The organism is Thaumasiovibrio clandestinus (genome assembly GCF_047250365.1).
Lineage (GTDB): Bacteria > Pseudomonadota > Gammaproteobacteria > Enterobacterales > Vibrionaceae > Thaumasiovibrio.
The window spans coordinates 354,304-368,698 of the sequence record NZ_JBLBVL010000003.1 but is presented as its reverse complement, the minus strand read 5'-3'; the positions used below and the strand labels follow the sequence as shown (position 1 = coordinate 368,698).

Here is a 14,395-nt window from a genome sequence, read left to right as displayed (position 1 = left end):
TATTTCCTTAATTTTCAGCCAGAATACCTGTCAGCAGAGGAACAGCATGTTCAACATGCTCTACCGAAAGGCCAAAAGCCACTCGACCTTCGTTGATGAACTGCTTGACTTCATCGACCTTAGCTTGGATCGAAGGCTTAGCTATAGTGCAGCTTTGGTTGAACCCAATAATGGCAATGGCCATGGCGAGAGCCCCTCCCGCGCCGGTATTGCAGCAACCAATAAAATAATCCATCTCACCCGACTTTACTTTCATCGCCGCGTCAATATCGGTCATAATATGGCATTCAAAAGTGTTCGGTGCAGTGGCTTCGATTTGGTCCCGAATTTGCTCACGCTGCAATCCGGCAATAGCAATCTTCTTCATGTTCTATCCTTGTTTTCTGTTATTGTTATTTCTATTAGCGCAGTAATTCACTACCCAAATAGACGTTTCGGATTATCTTTCAGCATTGCGTTTATATGGTCATCGCTTACTCCTCGCTGCTTGAGCATAGGAATAAACGAATCAATTAAATAACTAAATCCAACACCTCCATTGGCTTTTAGGTGAGAGCGACGAGTAATATCCATCGACATCATGATCTGCTCAACATAACCTCGGTCACACAAAATCTGCAGAGTGTCTGCACGGCGAGTGTCAGGGTAATAGCTATTTTTACCAATCGTGTCGAATTGGACGTAACACCCTTTGTCGAGCAAAATCAATATGTCATTAATGTTGTCACGAAGATCGCAATGTCCAATGGTGACGTTTTTTAAATCAACACCACAGCTTTGCAATAATTCGATCTGTTCCAACCCCATCGTACTCATTGACTGATGAGTAGATATTGGACAGCCTGTTTCTAAATGAGCTCGTGCCGCCGCACGAAAAACTTTTTGTTCGGTATCACTAAAGCCGTTATGGCTGCTGCCAATTTCACCAATGACACTGGCTTTTAAGGTTGAGCCGTCTATTCCCACTTCTATCTCATCGACCATACTTTTTGCGATATCAGCAACACTCATCGTGCTTAGATCACTGGGGAAGAACCCCTCAATGTAATAACCCGTTGATAAAAGAACGTTTATCCCTGTGTCAGAGATTAAACGTTCAATAAAATGAGGATTTCTGCCCATAAAATGGTTAGTGACTTCTACGATATTTTTGACGCCAAGTTTGAGCAAATTTTGCATCTCATCCCTAACAGCATCGTAATGATCAAGTCGACAATCTAAATCCTGCTTTTGTTCAGACAAGTCAATATATAAGTGCTCATGGCAATACGTGTAACCCGTGCAATCAATCATTAACTACTCCCTCATCAACCACCGCACAATCCAACTGATATAACGAGTAGATATTTGCAAGCAAGTAGCTCTCTTCTTCTTCTGGTATACATCCAAGTCCCATAGCACCAACAACTTGGAGGTGCAACGTGTTCACCTTTTCCCATGCCGGATCCGTATAAATCTCTTCTAGAATCTCCGGGTCCATCCCCTCACGAATAGGCTCATGTTGCCAAATTCGATCAGCTGCTCTTGCTAAGTGGGTTATGGCCATTTGATACTGCTCATTATCATCTTTCAAATCCAACATTTGATTTAGCAGCGCGAGTACCTCAAGGCTTCCTACATAAGAACGCTGACTAATGACATCCGCCTGCAATAAGAGTGCGAGTCTTTGCTTCATAATGTTCCTTCCCTCGTTTTAATTGGCTAGAGCTCTAATAGCTAGGCGTAATCTCTCCGTTTACCACCCCTTGTTGATGCAACAACAGACCATCATTTTGTAATAACCTCCTCAACAGTGTGATTATGTGTGCAGATCGGCCATTAACTAAAATCACTGCCTCTGATGCAGAGCGACAACTCGGAATATGCTCTAACGATTGCGTTGCTAACCCATATCGCTCTATATCAATTGCTTCTGGCAGCCAAACTACAGCGTCGATATCGCCTTTAATTAAATGGGACAAACTCTCCCCATAATGAATCTCAACAATTTCAATCACACTGCCGGCAAAAGCTTGTTCTGTTAAAATCCTCTGATCTGGTGAATCAGGATCCACTCCGACACGTCGTATTTGCTCGTAACTTCCTCGCCGATAGATCAAGCGGTGTTGATGCGAATAAGAGTTCGGGCCCAACTCAATCGCCGTAATAAGCCCATCTGCCAACTCTTTTGCTGCTAACTTTGACATAATAGCCATGTCGTATGTTTGGTTTAACAAACACTCTGCACGCACACTAGCACCACGCATATGGGCGAAATAAAGTGGCAAGTCGCCCAGCTGTGCTTTCAATCCGCTTGCCAAACCTTCGTAGTGGCGGGTGTAAGGCAGCGGCATAGCACAAACTACATTACTAATCCCGGCACACTGTGCTAATTGACGGTAATCTAGCCGCGCAATGTACGTGCCATTTCGACCTTGCTTAGATAATGAAACCGCTCCACGCTGCTCAATTGTACTCAATGCTTTCTGAATAAACCCCACAGATACGGAGTACTCATCTGAAAGTGAATCAATCGTTCGCAGCCTATCGCCTTCGGACGTTGTCATTAAATATTGAGCGACGTTCATAATCGCCGCGCCTTCTTTACTGATATACTTCATAGACATATTATAAATGTTCACTATTTTGAAGATAAATTATCAGTAATTGATAAAAACCAAAAGAAAATCAACAGAAATGTGCGACATAGTGCAAAAAAACACATTCTTTTCAATAGTGAGGAAAGATACTGCTGGCACGATAACAAGCTTGTGAGTTCATCAGGTCACCAGTCTTATATTTCAATTAATGGAATGATTTACGTCACATTAACCTATGCCCTGGTTATTCCTTAGAAAAACAGGTTGCTACCAACTCACTCAGAGAACTTCGTTCCATGGCTAACAATACAGATTAAACAATAACAAGATGTCAGTCGCAAAATTTATCTACAAAAGTGTCACCACCAGAAATATCGTATATTATTTTTTCAAAATATTGAAGACAAAAGATGTGCCGCATTGAATAATAGACATATCTTATATGAAATTATCGGATGAAATAGTACATACCTGGGTATGTTTTTATCAGTTAAAATCTTCACTATTTTGAAGATTGGTTTATTAAGCACTGTTGATCTTATAGATACTCAACATAAACAATAGATAAATAATGATAGAGGCGGCGTAATGACTTCTCTAGGTTTAGAATTAGTAGCGTTACTATGTGCAGTAACTGCATTAGCATCAAACATAGGAGCTGCCATTTTTCATGATGGTATACGCCCGCTGGTTCCTCAAATAGCTTCTGGACATTTATCTCACCGAAATGCTGGGAGTATGGCTTTTGGACTCTCTATTGGCTTTATTTTATCTGTAGGTGTCTCATTTACTCTTGCTAGTGGTTTTCTAAATCCATGGCTTCTTTTTCTTCCTGCTGACATCATTGGTGTAGTGATTGCCAATCGAATCACTGCAACACTCGTTGGCGGTTTATGGGGAGTCACGGTGGTGGTCTGTTTCGCATTTTTCGACTCAGCCCTGAGCAGCCTATCTATTGATATTCTATTGGCACTAAAAGAGCTAGGCCGTCTAGTGATGCCTGCCATTGCATTATTTCCAATCATCGCCGCTTCAAATCAATTTGGGCCACGTTCAGGGATCTCTGTCGCTCTTATCGCGCTACTTTCGCGTTTAGTCGCCACAGCGTTGGATTCCTCATACTCAGAGTCTGTACAGCTTATAACTGGCCTGCTTGCATACATCGCTGTGATTATTCTTAATGAGAGGCAAAAAGGTAATCAAGGCATAAGCCCCACGGATTGCTCTTCTTTGCTTGACACTTTTAAGGACAATTATCGAAAAATTGTTCGGAAAATCCCTTTATTGTGCACGATAGGTGCCCTAATTGCTGCTGCTACCAATATTGGAGTACTGGCTGGTTCCGAAGTGTCTACATTTGCACTAATGGAAGTAAACCTAGCAACGGATGAACTCAACAATCAGGTCGCCGTTCATCAAGCTGCTCTTGGGGAACTGGTGCGTGGGATCAGCTTTATGCCTTTAATTGCTATGACCGCTTTGACGACGGGAGTATATGGAACCGTCGGAATGACTTTCGTTTTTGTTGTCGGTTATTTATCCCCAAACCCGCAGATAGCGGCTTTACTCGGGGCATTAACGATCGGCGTAGAAATTGCCCTGCTGGGCAAAATCAGTTTTGTTTTTACACGTTTCCCCATTGTAAAAACAGCAGCAGATAACATACGAGACGCGTTAAATACGCTGATGGAATTTGCTCTTCTCATTGGTGGCTCCATTGCATCATTTAAGATGGGAGAAACAACAGGCTTATCTATTTTTATTACGATATACATGATTAATGAATTATTGGGGCGGCCTATCTTAAAAATAGCAATTCCGATCATTGCATCAATTAGCACAGGATTAATTCTTAACCTAGCTTTCACTCTTGGAGTGTATGGAAGCTAAGTTTGAAAAACATAGAAACACTGTCCTTAACGAAAACACTCTTAACCGACAAAATGAAAATAGGAGATTGTGAGAAATTAATAGTTTAGTGAAAATGAAATCTTAGATCGACGTACCCAAAAATCGTAATTTGCAAGAAGTTTAATTTCTGGCATTAATTCGTTCAACCTGCCTTTATAAGTTAACAGTGGCAGTCTCAAGCGAAGTACTGCCATACAAGGAATCATAAGAATGATAAAAAAGCTTATAACGACCGCTATTTTGCTTTCAATATCAACGGCCGGATATGCGGAAGGCGCAAATGGTGGAATGCAAAACTTTCTCGACTCATTAAGAAATTTTGAGTCTGGGATTAACCCTGAACTTGCTGACTTTTACACGGAAAACTATGACAACCCAGTATATAACTACGCTCAAGTAACCGCTCCGGGTAGATTGGTTCGTGATTGTAGTACGGGCTCTATGATATCCGAGCCCACCACCATTCGAGAGTATTTCCAAAAACTCGGACTTGATTCAATTTATAACCCAGCGACGCCAACCTCCCCAGAAATGTTTAAAGAGATGCAGTTTAACTCTACAAACGCGTGGGGTTTCATTGGCTATCAACTCGGTGAAGCGGTACTAATTGATTCCGGTTATTACAGCCCACAAACGGTAAATATTGATGGCAACGAGTACGACAGCTTCTACATGTTTGTACCAGATTCAACTTGGATTGGGTGCCGAACAGAGGCTCTTGCGGAAATAGAAGGCTCTGGAGGAAATCAAGTTTATGTCACCGACAACAACCGTTGGCTAGGAACCTTTACGGGTAAAAATGGAGTGAGCTCTCTTGACGGCTTGAAGGTCATCGACAACCAAGAGATGGTGATCCGTGATGCCATGCATTTCAACTATGGCATCATCTCGAAACTTCTAGCCGATGCGGACATGACATGGGAACAAGTGTTCCAGAAAAGTTGGACTGGTACCGATACCGATGGTAACACCGTAGAAGTCCTGCCGACCATGTCAGGCATACTTGCTGCCGCGCACCTACGTGGCGCATGGGGAACAGCCAGTCTGCTAATCGAAGACAAAATTACCTGTGATGAAATCGGCACTTGCATTACTACCTATGTTTACAAGTTCGGCGGCTACAACACCCTTTTTGATGTACCTGGAGACAGCGTTACTCAAGGCTCAAAATACGACGAAGTTCTGTATGCTGGCTGGGGCAATGATACCGTTATTTTAGGGGGAGGAAGTAATACGCTTCAACTAAATGAGCAAGCGAAATCAATAACAACCGTTAAGGATTTCCGACTCGATGCAGACCGAATCGTACTTAGTGGTTGGGTTCAAGATGATCCCCTTGGTAATGTTGTCATTAGTGATACTGGCGCAGGCGCCGAATTACAGTTCGGCAATCAAACGGTAATATTGGAAAACATCACCGCTGACAGCATCAATGCGGTCGGTGTCGAAAATCTACTCTTTAAGTCAAATGTCTACACCATGTCATGGCAAGGTACATACGTTGTCGACGATTTTAATCCAGCCGTAGACAAAATCAAAGGTTCAGCCGGCATTGGTTTTAAACATCTTAAAGCGTACCAAACCGCCAACTCGATTGTTATCGGACCTCAAGCTGCTGACGGAGGTATCTATGCGTCTTATGAGCTTATTGGTCTAACGTTAGCCGACCTTCATCCTGATATGTTTGTTGACGTTACAGGGAGTTTTGACCGCTTAGGCTTCATTGTTCCACTTAATTGGCTAACTTGGGGATGGAATTCGGTATTGGAAGTCGGCTACTTTGACGTTGAGAAAACGGTGCTCACAGTGCCTGCGGATCAACCTATTCCGTTCTCTGCCGTCAAGCTAACCCAAGAAGGAAGCAATGTTGTACTGTCACTTTTAGACCCATTCGCACAGGGAGACAAAAAGAAAGTCATTATTTCACACATTAATGTAGACGATCTAACCGCAGACAACTTCAGCGGGTTTAGCGGTGACTTCTCTGAAATAACGACTGAGAATGCTATTGTTTATGTTCTCTCTGTCACAGTATCAACGACTGGTGGAACAGTTTCTCCCACACCAGATGAGTTGGGGCAATTATACGCAAAAGGCGGTGAAGCATACACCGTGCTCTTCGTCCCTGATTCTGGCTACCAGGTTGCATCTATTATTCTCGACGGTGTAGAGCAGCCACTTGCCGCCTCATTAACCATTCCAAATGTATCAAGCAACATGTCTCTATCGGTCGCTTTTGAAGAAGGCTCTGGGAACGTGTGCGCTTTACCTTGGTCACCGACTGAAGTCTACAACAGTGGTGATCAAGTTTCTTACAACGAAATCATCTATGAAGCCCAATGGTGGACAATGGGTAATGAACCTGATCAAGGAGGTCCATGGAAGGTCGTAGGGTCTTGCTAATAAAGTAAGACACGTGTTTAGGGCATTAGCGCTACTTAAAAAACATAATCCCCCCAAGCACGCGCATCATAAGAGTCTGAGTGTCACTACTCAAATTTAAGTGTATGTCGCGTGCTTCTTTCAAGGAGCAATACCATGAAAATATTTCTATGCTGCTCAGCTGGCATGTCTACCAGCATGCTTGTGAACAAAATGCGAAACGAAGCGGAAAAACGCGACATTGAATGCACTATCAACGCTTACTCTATGTCGGAATTTGAATCTTGTTTGGCAGAGAATGATGTATGCCTTGTTGCCCCTCAAGTTAGATTCAAATTTGCAGAGTTCAAAGCTCGCGCAGAAGAGTGCGGTAAAAGCTGTGGCCTTATTGACATGTCTAACTACGGCATGATGAAAGGCGACGTTATCTTAAATCAAGCAATAGAACTTTATAACTCAACCAAGGAAGAGGTGTAGCATGGCTATCTTTGATAAATTAATGACCTTCGTGGAGAACGTTGTTTCTCCCATAGCAGGTCAAGTCTCAGCACAACGCCATATTAATGCAATTAAAGATGGCTTTGTCGCAACAATGCCGTTCTTAATCGTTGGCTCGCTGCTTCTTGTACTCGCCTTCCCCCCCACAACAGAAAATAGCAACCTCTTCTTGGATGGCTGGGCCAGCTTGGTTGAAATGATCGGTATGGGCAATATTCTAGCCCCGTTCCAGATAAGCATGGGTATATTCGCCTTGTATGCTTCATTTAGCATCGGTTTTAGCTTAGCGGAATCATACGGTCTACGCGCGTTAAACTCTGGCTTGCTATCCATGTATACCTTTTTACTTGCAGTTGCCCCAGTGCAATTTATCGAAATGGGCGGCATAATGCCAATCGCTTACATGGGCGGCACTGGCGCCTTTACGGCTATCTTGGCAGGTCTACTTACTCCTGAGTTGCAACGCTTTTTGCGAGATAAAAACATCCGCCTAAAACTTCCAGAAGCCGTTCCGCCTAAGATTTCGGCATCATTCGATTTGCTCATCCCAGTAGCATTGATTGCAGCAATTGTAGTGTCAATAAACGTATTCTTAGCTCAATACGATCTCAACCTGCCATCTGCCATCATGGAATTATTCAAGCCACTAGTTTCTGCATCAGACTCGTTCTTTGCGTGTCTAATCGCGGTTATCGTTATTCAGCTGCTCTGGTTTGCGGGTATTCACGGTTCATCTGTCGTAGTTACCGGTATTCTCTACCCAATCTTCATGATAAATCTAGGACTTAATCAGGAGGCATTAGCAACAGGTGCTGAGTTGCCGAAAATTTTCGTCAACCCTCTTCTAGACTTCTTTATCTTTGTTGGCGGAGCTGGCGGTACCTGGGGCTTTGTTGTTCTCATGATGCGCTCTAAGGCTGCCCATCTTCGCACCATTGGTAAAATGTCAATTATTCCAGGTACCTTTAATATTAATGAGCCCGTCATATTCGGTACACCAATCGTGATGAATGTTAACTATTTCATTCCATGGATGCTATCACCCATCGTCAACACTTGTATTGTTTGGCTAGCCTTTAAAACCGAGATCGTCTCTAAAATTGTTGCGTTACCACCTTGGACTATGCCAGCACCAATAGGAGCCATTATTGCAACCAACTCAAGTACTGCTGCTTTCGTCGTTGCACTTTGTGTATTGGTAAGTGTTGTCATCTATTACCCATTCTTCAAGATGCATGAAAATCAACTGCTAGCTGAACAACAAGGTGAAGAGGAAACAACAATTGCAACGGGTAAACCAGTAAAAGCCTAAGGTAACCAAACAATATGAATGTAGAAATCTCAAGCCAAGAAGACATCACCGAAGAGTTTTTGATGTCTCTACTTTGCACGGCTGGCGAAGCTCGCTCAGTCATTATGGAAGCGATGATTCAAGCGCGAAACGGGGACATCGACAACGCCAATAAAATGATAGCGCAAGCCGATCACTTGTTAGTCGAAGTGCATCGCACACAAACATCACTAATCGGTTTTGATGAAGGAAAAGGTAAAGTATCCATGACTTTAATCTTAACTCACATTCAAGATCATATTATGACCGCTATGCTCTGTCGTGATTTAGCCAATGAAATTATCGCTATCCACGACAAGCTAAATCAAAAAGGGTGAGTTTATGAAAAAAAGAATTTTTGATTTAACCGCAGAGGACGTTAGGTCAATGAAGCGAAGCGATATCGTCGACTGTATTGCTCGCTCTGAAGGCAGAACCTTAATGGTTGAAAACGTCGTCTCTGCTGAGCCGCCCGTTGATCTTGTCTCTGGTGCTGAATTTGCAGCCGGTTTTGGTGCCGACATGATCACGCTTAACTGCCTGGATCTGTTTTCACCAAGAGCAGAAGTCAACGGTGCCGGAAATCATGGTGTGAAGGATCACTTTACGGTTGCTGAGCTCAAAAAGTTAACCGGACGTTTGATGGGTTGCAACCTTGAACCCGTTCCTGAAGGGTTCACGGATATTCCACCGGGTCGAGCAGTCAGTTCAGACACTATTCTTGCTGCGATTGAGCATGGGCTTGACTACATCATGCTTACGGGAAACCCGGGTAAATGTGTATCGCAAGAGACCATTTTAAGTGCCATTCGCCTTGCCAGAGCGGTTTCAGAAGACATCGTTATCATTGCGGGCAAAATGCATGGTGGTGGTATTGGCAATGACTATAACTTGGACGTCATTGACCAGTTTGCTGCTGCTGGTGCCGACATCATGATGTTCCCTGCACCCTATACCACCCCTGGTGTCACTCCAGAGCTCGCCGCACAAATGATGCAAAAGGTTCATGAGTCTAAAATGCTTGGAATGCTTGCCATTGGAACCTCTCAAGAAGGCGCAACAGAAAGTTTCATAGAGAAAGTGGCAATGGCATCAAAGTCTGCAGGTGCTGACATCGTTCACATTGGCGATGGCGGCTACGGCGGTCTTGCCGTACCAGAAAACATCCTACGTATGGGAATCACCATACGAGGGCGACGACACCAATATAAGCGAATGGTTAATAGGCGGTAATCTGCAAAACCTCGGTGGCAACAAAGTTGCTGTTAACGATATACGCTCTATATGAGAGCACTTATTAAGCCGAGTAATATTGATACTCGGCTTCTTCATATTAACGCTATCTAAGCCTTGTTTTACCAACCCTTGGATATTTTCATCATCGAGCAGCCGCTGAAGTTCTTGCTGTATTGCTAGCTGTGGATCGCGTTGTATCCATTCGAGTGTCTGGGTACGTAAATCACTTTGCTGTAATTTCATCACGGTACCTACCTGTATGCGCTATACAACTCCACCTCATCCCCATAACCCTAGCTGCCATCTTACTGAGCGACGAATCGTCGCGATATTAAACGCGGCAAATGAGCATATTTTAATCAAAATGAATCAAATTCAGTCACTTGACAATCAATTTGCATAAATAAGCCTTTGAGTACTTGCAAGCAAACCCAAGAGTAATTATTATTCGTGTCGCTTTAGGGCACTTAATACGACCGTAGCTCAGTTGGTTAGAGCACCACCTTGACATGGTGGGGGTCGGTGGTTCGAATCCACTCGGTCGTACCAACGTTTCCTTTAGATTTTATAATCTGAAGGCAGACGTTAAAAAACAGAATTTGGGTCTATAGCTCAGTTGGTTAGAGTACTACCTTGACATGGTAGGGGTCGGCAGTTCGAGTCTGCCTAGACCCACCAAATTCCAATAATCGCACCTCTCGCAAGAGAATCCCAACGCGATTATTCGGGCGATTAGCTCAGTTGGGAGAGCACCTCCCTTACAAGGAGGGGGTCACTGGTTCGAGCCCGGTATCGCCCACCACTTCAAACAAAAATCCCGCTCATCGAGCGGGATTTTTGCGTTTAAGCTGAAAAAAGTTAATGAGCGCATTTGCTGCAACTCATACACTTTAGAGACACAGACCAGTACCACAAAATGGTTCAGCATATTCAATCTAATCTACCCGGTTATCGTAGACTGCTAAGAAAGCGACATATTCTATGTCTCATTCAACAGTTTTGCTAGTTCAATTGGTGTAATACCATCATTGTTCATGACAGCAATACTTGCACCACGATCAACTAGCAATTTCACTATCTCGATATGCCCTTGTTCCACTGCATCATGGAGTGGCGTGTATCCATGCTCTCCTTTAGCACTAATATCTGCGCCATTTTCCAGCAAAATAGAAACCTCACCAATGAGTCCACGTGTTGCCGCAATATTGATTGGATAATTGCCAAACAAACTTTTTGAGTTAAGCGATGGTAAAGGCACTTCACTGTACTCTGGTAGTTCAGCAAAGTTTCGCAATATACTTTCTAACCTTTTTCCACTTTGATTAATCACATTGCTCACCACAGTTAGCTTAAATCCAATCTTCAAGTTTCCTAATTGCATTGCGTGTATTCTGAATTTCTGTCATATGCCCAGCCTAGACACATCTCAATCTCGACCGCAACGCGCCCCAGGGCGTCGTAAATCACTTGTGAGGTGCGTTGCAATGGATCCTTAATCACTTCCGGTTGGGCGCTGCGATTGTAAATCAGTTGGGTCGTTAAACTTCTCCCCCCTCTTTATTGACCTGCGAGACTTTGGTTGCTTGGCCTAGTGGGTGTTTTTATCGCGCTATAAAAGCACCCAAATAATTGCCAGTAAGAGCTAGTTATAGGTCCAAGAATAGTTGTATGCACACCTACTGTAATAGTATAAGATCCCTTAAAAGCCCTAGTGTATCAAAAGCTCTTGTTAGCTCACTTGACGAAAAAGAAGAGTCCTCTAACTCAATTAACCATAGAACCCACGCAATAACAGCATCTAACTCGTCCAACTCTAACAACGTCCAACGCTCGAAGAAGTAACTGTCCCAAGTTTCTATATCGTCGCTTCTATCCAGCATACTTATAATTGAATCAACAACAATAAAGCTATCACATTTATCCCTAAAACTAATACACATCACAAATTGAAGGCAGTAACAATAAAGCTATCACATTTATCCCTAAAACTAATACACATCACAAATTGAAGGCAGTAACAAAAAGCATGTGGGCTCAAACAAGCAAATCCACTTGCGCAAGTGTCTAGCATTTTTCCAGTACTTCTGAAATCTATGGATTTCAAAGCTTCAATTTCTAGAATATCGTCTTCCGAAATATGACTACCTTCAAACCACACTACTGGTTTTTCACGATAGTAATACGCCTGAGTTATAGTTGTCTTAAGAGATTGGCACATCTAGATACATTCCTCCATGCGTCGGCAGTTTGCTGTTGATGAGTTTCATCTCCACCATGCCAACACTTATCAATACTTCTGGATCTCGCTTTTGCATGTTCTAACCACAAAGCTTTTCTCGTGGCTAACTCAATACGAGACATACTTGATAAGCATTTTGCCCTGCCTTTACCAAAGCCCCAAAGACTTGGTTTTGTTTCCTGAACTTTCCTATTAATTTCATCGCAATCAGGGTCCACCGATGGTGTACCAGGTGCACTACAATTGTTTTCATCATCACTACTATCATCAGGCATCGACATAATTGCGCCAGCAGCCACACCAGCACCAATTACTCCCCAATTCGCTCCAATCCAATTGCCTATTGGAACAATAGGCGCAAGTATTGCCAGTTCCCCTGTCGGGTCAATGAACTTAGTGGGCTTTTGTTCCCCATACCCATAAACATTCACCCCACCCAACAACCCAATTGGATCTCTTTGCACATAGCGTCCAAAGGCAGGGTTATAGTCTCGGAAATAGTTCTGGTGTAACCCTGTTGCTCTGTCTAACCACTGGCCCGGAAAACGGATGTTGTTTGGCGTGTGAGTCACGGTTTCAGTGACGTCACCAAAGGCATCATACATCCCTTGCCACAGCACTTCACCACTGCTTCTGGCCATTAAAAACGGCGCACCTAAATGATCATGTTGGTAAAAGCCACCACCCGCGCCGCGCTGTGTTGTTTGATACCATGGCGCTGTTCCCCATGTGACAACGCTTCTGCCTGAGGGAAGAACTTAAACATAGGGTAAATCCACTCTAGCCACATATTTTAAAGCGCCAAGCCAATAGAGCTAAAACAACTATTGCAAACGCAAATCTAGGCCAAGTAATGGTGCCTTTATATAAATTATAAAGCAATAAAGGTATTGGAAAGAAAACCACAAAAACCTTACCCAACCAACTGATTTTATCAATAGCCTGTGGAGGGAACAAGCCAACCCCACACACATCAATAATCAACAAAGCAACAAAACTAACCGCCAAAGAGAAAAATATGACGCCACTGATATTAATATAGAAACGAACACACTTAGATTTCATCACCATAAACACTCACAATCGTTAAGCATTATTGAATCGATATAGGGTTATCTCACTGTTCATAACAGATATCAGAGCGATGATTTAAACCATCTTCAATGATACGGCGGTATGCACTTTTAATACGACTTATTTCAGGCACTCAATCCTTCATCTTCAAGCCAATTTGACACATACAAAAAACTCTATTTTGTCAGATTATTATTCAGGATGATTAGCACCTGAGCCATTACACTTATTATGAATTACATCACTCTTTAAAAAAAACCCTTGACTTCAACCTATCTAAATACTTCAATTTAAAATAACGTCCCCCTGGAACTGCAGATGATAAGTATAGAACGATAACGTAAATCATATAAAGATTATTATTATTGAACTTTATTAGCCAATCAACGTTATAAGTTAATGCTATGGCTAAAGGTGAAAAAAGGAAACATGCAAATGTAAGATACACTATTAATGCAATGGTATTTTTCATTGTCTTATTATATTTACTAGCATGCAACAACACTAATCCATAAACAATAAAACCAACCCAAAGACCAAATGACCATAACAAAAAGTAAATTCCGGTATTAAACCATATCATAATAACTCCTTAGTGCCTGCTTGCTGCCAGTTCACCAACAGCAGTTCCTACACCTGCCAACGCCCACACAGCTGAGCATTCACCTCGAAAGTCGGATCGACCGATAAGTTGCTCTGAAAGTGATGGTTAACACAAAACTACGAACACCCTGAAGATTTTTCTTCTACCACCACCTAAAATTAAGCTCTTTTCAGAGTTAGTTCCACATTTGATGAACTAACACTAAAATTAAGATCATACTGTAAAGACTCCAAGAAAATATATGAACACAAAAGCATTATTTTAGGTCGAAATAAACCAAGATAAAAACCAAAGGCTATTCGTTTAACGACGTCACGGCCCTCATATGCCCTTTCTTGATAAAGTAGTATTTTCTGCAGTTTCAAACAATCACCCTCTTCCAACAATAGGGAAATACTCCCATTTTCAGTCAAAATTTCATTCCATTCTTCAAAGGAAATATCCTTTAACTCTACATATTTCATTTCACATCCATTTTACGCCACTCATCGGACCTCTTTGCACATGGCGCCCAAAGGCATCATCCCTTGCCACAGCACTTC

The 14,395-nt window shown here is 42.7% G+C and carries 14 protein-coding genes and 3 tRNA genes; 9 read left to right on the top strand and 8 right to left on the bottom strand.

Features of this window, described 5'->3' with window-relative positions; genetic code table 11:
• Positions 1-7: 7 nt before the first annotated feature.
• The 4 genes from ACKLNH_RS07320 to yhfZ are packed head-to-tail and all read right to left on the bottom strand — an operon-like array spanning position 8 to position 2,606.
• Entirely contained in the window at positions 8-367 is a 360-nt protein-coding gene (locus tag ACKLNH_RS07320) for a DUF2620 domain-containing protein (RefSeq protein ID WP_413111594.1), read from the bottom strand.
• Positions 368-417: 50 nt separating this feature from the next.
• Positions 418-1,293 (bottom strand): phosphotriesterase family protein, encoded by an 876-nt coding sequence (locus ACKLNH_RS07315; RefSeq protein ID WP_413111593.1) that lies wholly within the window; start codon positions 1,291-1,293, stop codon positions 418-420.
• Positions 1,286-1,675, bottom strand: coding sequence for a hypothetical protein (locus ACKLNH_RS07310; protein WP_413111592.1), 390 nt, complete (start codon positions 1,673-1,675; stop codon positions 1,286-1,288). Before ACKLNH_RS07310 ends, ACKLNH_RS07315 begins: the two co-directional genes overlap by 8 nt.
• 34 nt (positions 1,676-1,709) lie before the next feature.
• Complete coding sequence (yhfZ, locus tag ACKLNH_RS07305; RefSeq protein WP_413111591.1) at positions 1,710-2,606, bottom strand: GntR family transcriptional regulator YhfZ; 897 nt, start codon at positions 2,604-2,606, stop codon at positions 1,710-1,712.
• 561 nt (positions 2,607-3,167) lie between these two features.
• Here yhfZ and ACKLNH_RS07300 point away from each other — a divergent pair.
• The 9 genes from ACKLNH_RS07300 (at position 3,168) to ACKLNH_RS07260 (ending at position 10,738) form a co-directional block, all read left to right on the top strand.
• Entirely contained in the window at positions 3,168-4,469 is a 1,302-nt protein-coding gene (locus ACKLNH_RS07300) for a YhfT family protein (RefSeq protein WP_413111590.1), read from the top strand.
• Positions 4,470-4,700: 231 nt separating this feature from the next.
• Positions 4,701-6,893 (top strand): carbohydrate-binding protein, encoded by a 2,193-nt coding sequence (locus ACKLNH_RS07295; protein WP_413111589.1) that lies wholly within the window; start codon positions 4,701-4,703, stop codon positions 6,891-6,893.
• A 135-nt stretch (positions 6,894-7,028) separates the two neighbouring features.
• Positions 7,029-7,349, top strand: coding sequence for a PTS sugar transporter subunit IIB (locus ACKLNH_RS07290; protein WP_413111588.1), 321 nt, complete (start codon positions 7,029-7,031; stop codon positions 7,347-7,349).
• 1 nt (position 7,350) lies between these two features.
• Positions 7,351-8,682 (top strand): PTS sugar transporter subunit IIC, encoded by a 1,332-nt coding sequence (locus ACKLNH_RS07285; RefSeq protein ID WP_413111587.1) that lies wholly within the window; start codon positions 7,351-7,353, stop codon positions 8,680-8,682.
• Between the two features lie 14 nt (positions 8,683-8,696).
• Positions 8,697-9,038: a PTS lactose/cellobiose transporter subunit IIA gene (locus ACKLNH_RS07280; protein WP_413111586.1), complete on the top strand. Its 342-nt coding sequence runs from the start codon at positions 8,697-8,699 to the stop codon at positions 9,036-9,038.
• A 4-nt stretch (positions 9,039-9,042) separates the two neighbouring features.
• A complete protein-coding gene (locus ACKLNH_RS07275) occupies positions 9,043-9,933 on the top strand; it encodes a DUF7916 family protein (RefSeq protein ID WP_413111585.1) in 891 nt (296 codons plus the stop codon).
• Between the two features lie 475 nt (positions 9,934-10,408).
• Positions 10,409-10,485: transfer RNA gene (locus ACKLNH_RS07270), tRNA-Val, on the top strand.
• 52 nt (positions 10,486-10,537) lie between these two features.
• A tRNA-Val gene (locus ACKLNH_RS07265) sits at positions 10,538-10,614 on the top strand.
• Between the two features lie 48 nt (positions 10,615-10,662).
• A tRNA-Val gene (locus ACKLNH_RS07260) sits at positions 10,663-10,738 on the top strand.
• A gap of 177 nt (positions 10,739-10,915) precedes the next feature.
• On the opposite strand, the gene ACKLNH_RS07255 is transcribed toward ACKLNH_RS07260, so the two are convergent.
• From ACKLNH_RS07255 to ACKLNH_RS07240, 4 genes are all read right to left on the bottom strand, one after another.
• Positions 10,916-11,317, bottom strand: coding sequence for an ankyrin repeat domain-containing protein (locus tag ACKLNH_RS07255; protein ID WP_413111584.1), 402 nt, complete (start codon positions 11,315-11,317; stop codon positions 10,916-10,918).
• 809 nt (positions 11,318-12,126) lie between these two features.
• Positions 12,127-12,816, bottom strand: coding sequence for an RHS repeat-associated core domain-containing protein (locus ACKLNH_RS07250; protein WP_413111583.1), 690 nt, complete (start codon positions 12,814-12,816; stop codon positions 12,127-12,129).
• 139 nt (positions 12,817-12,955) lie between these two features.
• Complete coding sequence (locus ACKLNH_RS07245; protein WP_413111582.1) at positions 12,956-13,246, bottom strand: hypothetical protein; 291 nt, start codon at positions 13,244-13,246, stop codon at positions 12,956-12,958.
• A 765-nt stretch (positions 13,247-14,011) separates the two neighbouring features.
• Positions 14,012-14,317, bottom strand: coding sequence for a hypothetical protein (locus ACKLNH_RS07240; RefSeq protein WP_413111581.1), 306 nt, complete (start codon positions 14,315-14,317; stop codon positions 14,012-14,014).
• Positions 14,318-14,395 lie beyond the last annotated feature (78 nt).

What these genes read in the sequence shown, in the direction of transcription:
- ACKLNH_RS07280 (WP_413111586.1), top strand. Translation starts at nt 8,697, where the DNA reads ATGAATGTAGAAATCTCAAGCCAAGAAGACATCACCGAAGAGTTTTTG.
- ACKLNH_RS07310 (WP_413111592.1), bottom strand. Translation starts at nt 1,675, where the DNA reads ATGAAGCAAAGACTCGCACTCTTATTGCAGGCGGATGTCATTAGTCAG.
- ACKLNH_RS07240 (WP_413111581.1), bottom strand. Translation starts at nt 14,317, where the DNA reads ATGAAATATGTAGAGTTAAAGGATATTTCCTTTGAAGAATGGAATGAA.
- ACKLNH_RS07300 (WP_413111590.1), top strand. Translation starts at nt 3,168, where the DNA reads ATGACTTCTCTAGGTTTAGAATTAGTAGCGTTACTATGTGCAGTAACT.
- ACKLNH_RS07285 (WP_413111587.1), top strand. Translation starts at nt 7,351, where the DNA reads ATGGCTATCTTTGATAAATTAATGACCTTCGTGGAGAACGTTGTTTCT.
- ACKLNH_RS07275 (WP_413111585.1), top strand. Translation starts at nt 9,043, where the DNA reads ATGAAAAAAAGAATTTTTGATTTAACCGCAGAGGACGTTAGGTCAATG.
- ACKLNH_RS07315 (WP_413111593.1), bottom strand. Translation starts at nt 1,293, where the DNA reads ATGATTGATTGCACGGGTTACACGTATTGCCATGAGCACTTATATATT.
- ACKLNH_RS07320 (WP_413111594.1), bottom strand. Translation starts at nt 367, where the DNA reads ATGAAGAAGATTGCTATTGCCGGATTGCAGCGTGAGCAAATTCGGGAC.
- ACKLNH_RS07250 (WP_413111583.1), bottom strand. Translation starts at nt 12,816, where the DNA reads ATGGCCAGAAGCAGTGGTGAAGTGCTGTGGCAAGGGATGTATGATGCC.
- yhfZ (WP_413111591.1), bottom strand. Translation starts at nt 2,606, where the DNA reads ATGTCTATGAAGTATATCAGTAAAGAAGGCGCGGCGATTATGAACGTC.
- ACKLNH_RS07290 (WP_413111588.1), top strand. Translation starts at nt 7,029, where the DNA reads ATGAAAATATTTCTATGCTGCTCAGCTGGCATGTCTACCAGCATGCTT.
- ACKLNH_RS07295 (WP_413111589.1), top strand. Translation starts at nt 4,701, where the DNA reads ATGATAAAAAAGCTTATAACGACCGCTATTTTGCTTTCAATATCAACG.
- ACKLNH_RS07245 (WP_413111582.1), bottom strand. Translation starts at nt 13,246, where the DNA reads ATGGTGATGAAATCTAAGTGTGTTCGTTTCTATATTAATATCAGTGGC.
- ACKLNH_RS07255 (WP_413111584.1), bottom strand. Translation starts at nt 11,317, where the DNA reads ATGCAATTAGGAAACTTGAAGATTGGATTTAAGCTAACTGTGGTGAGC.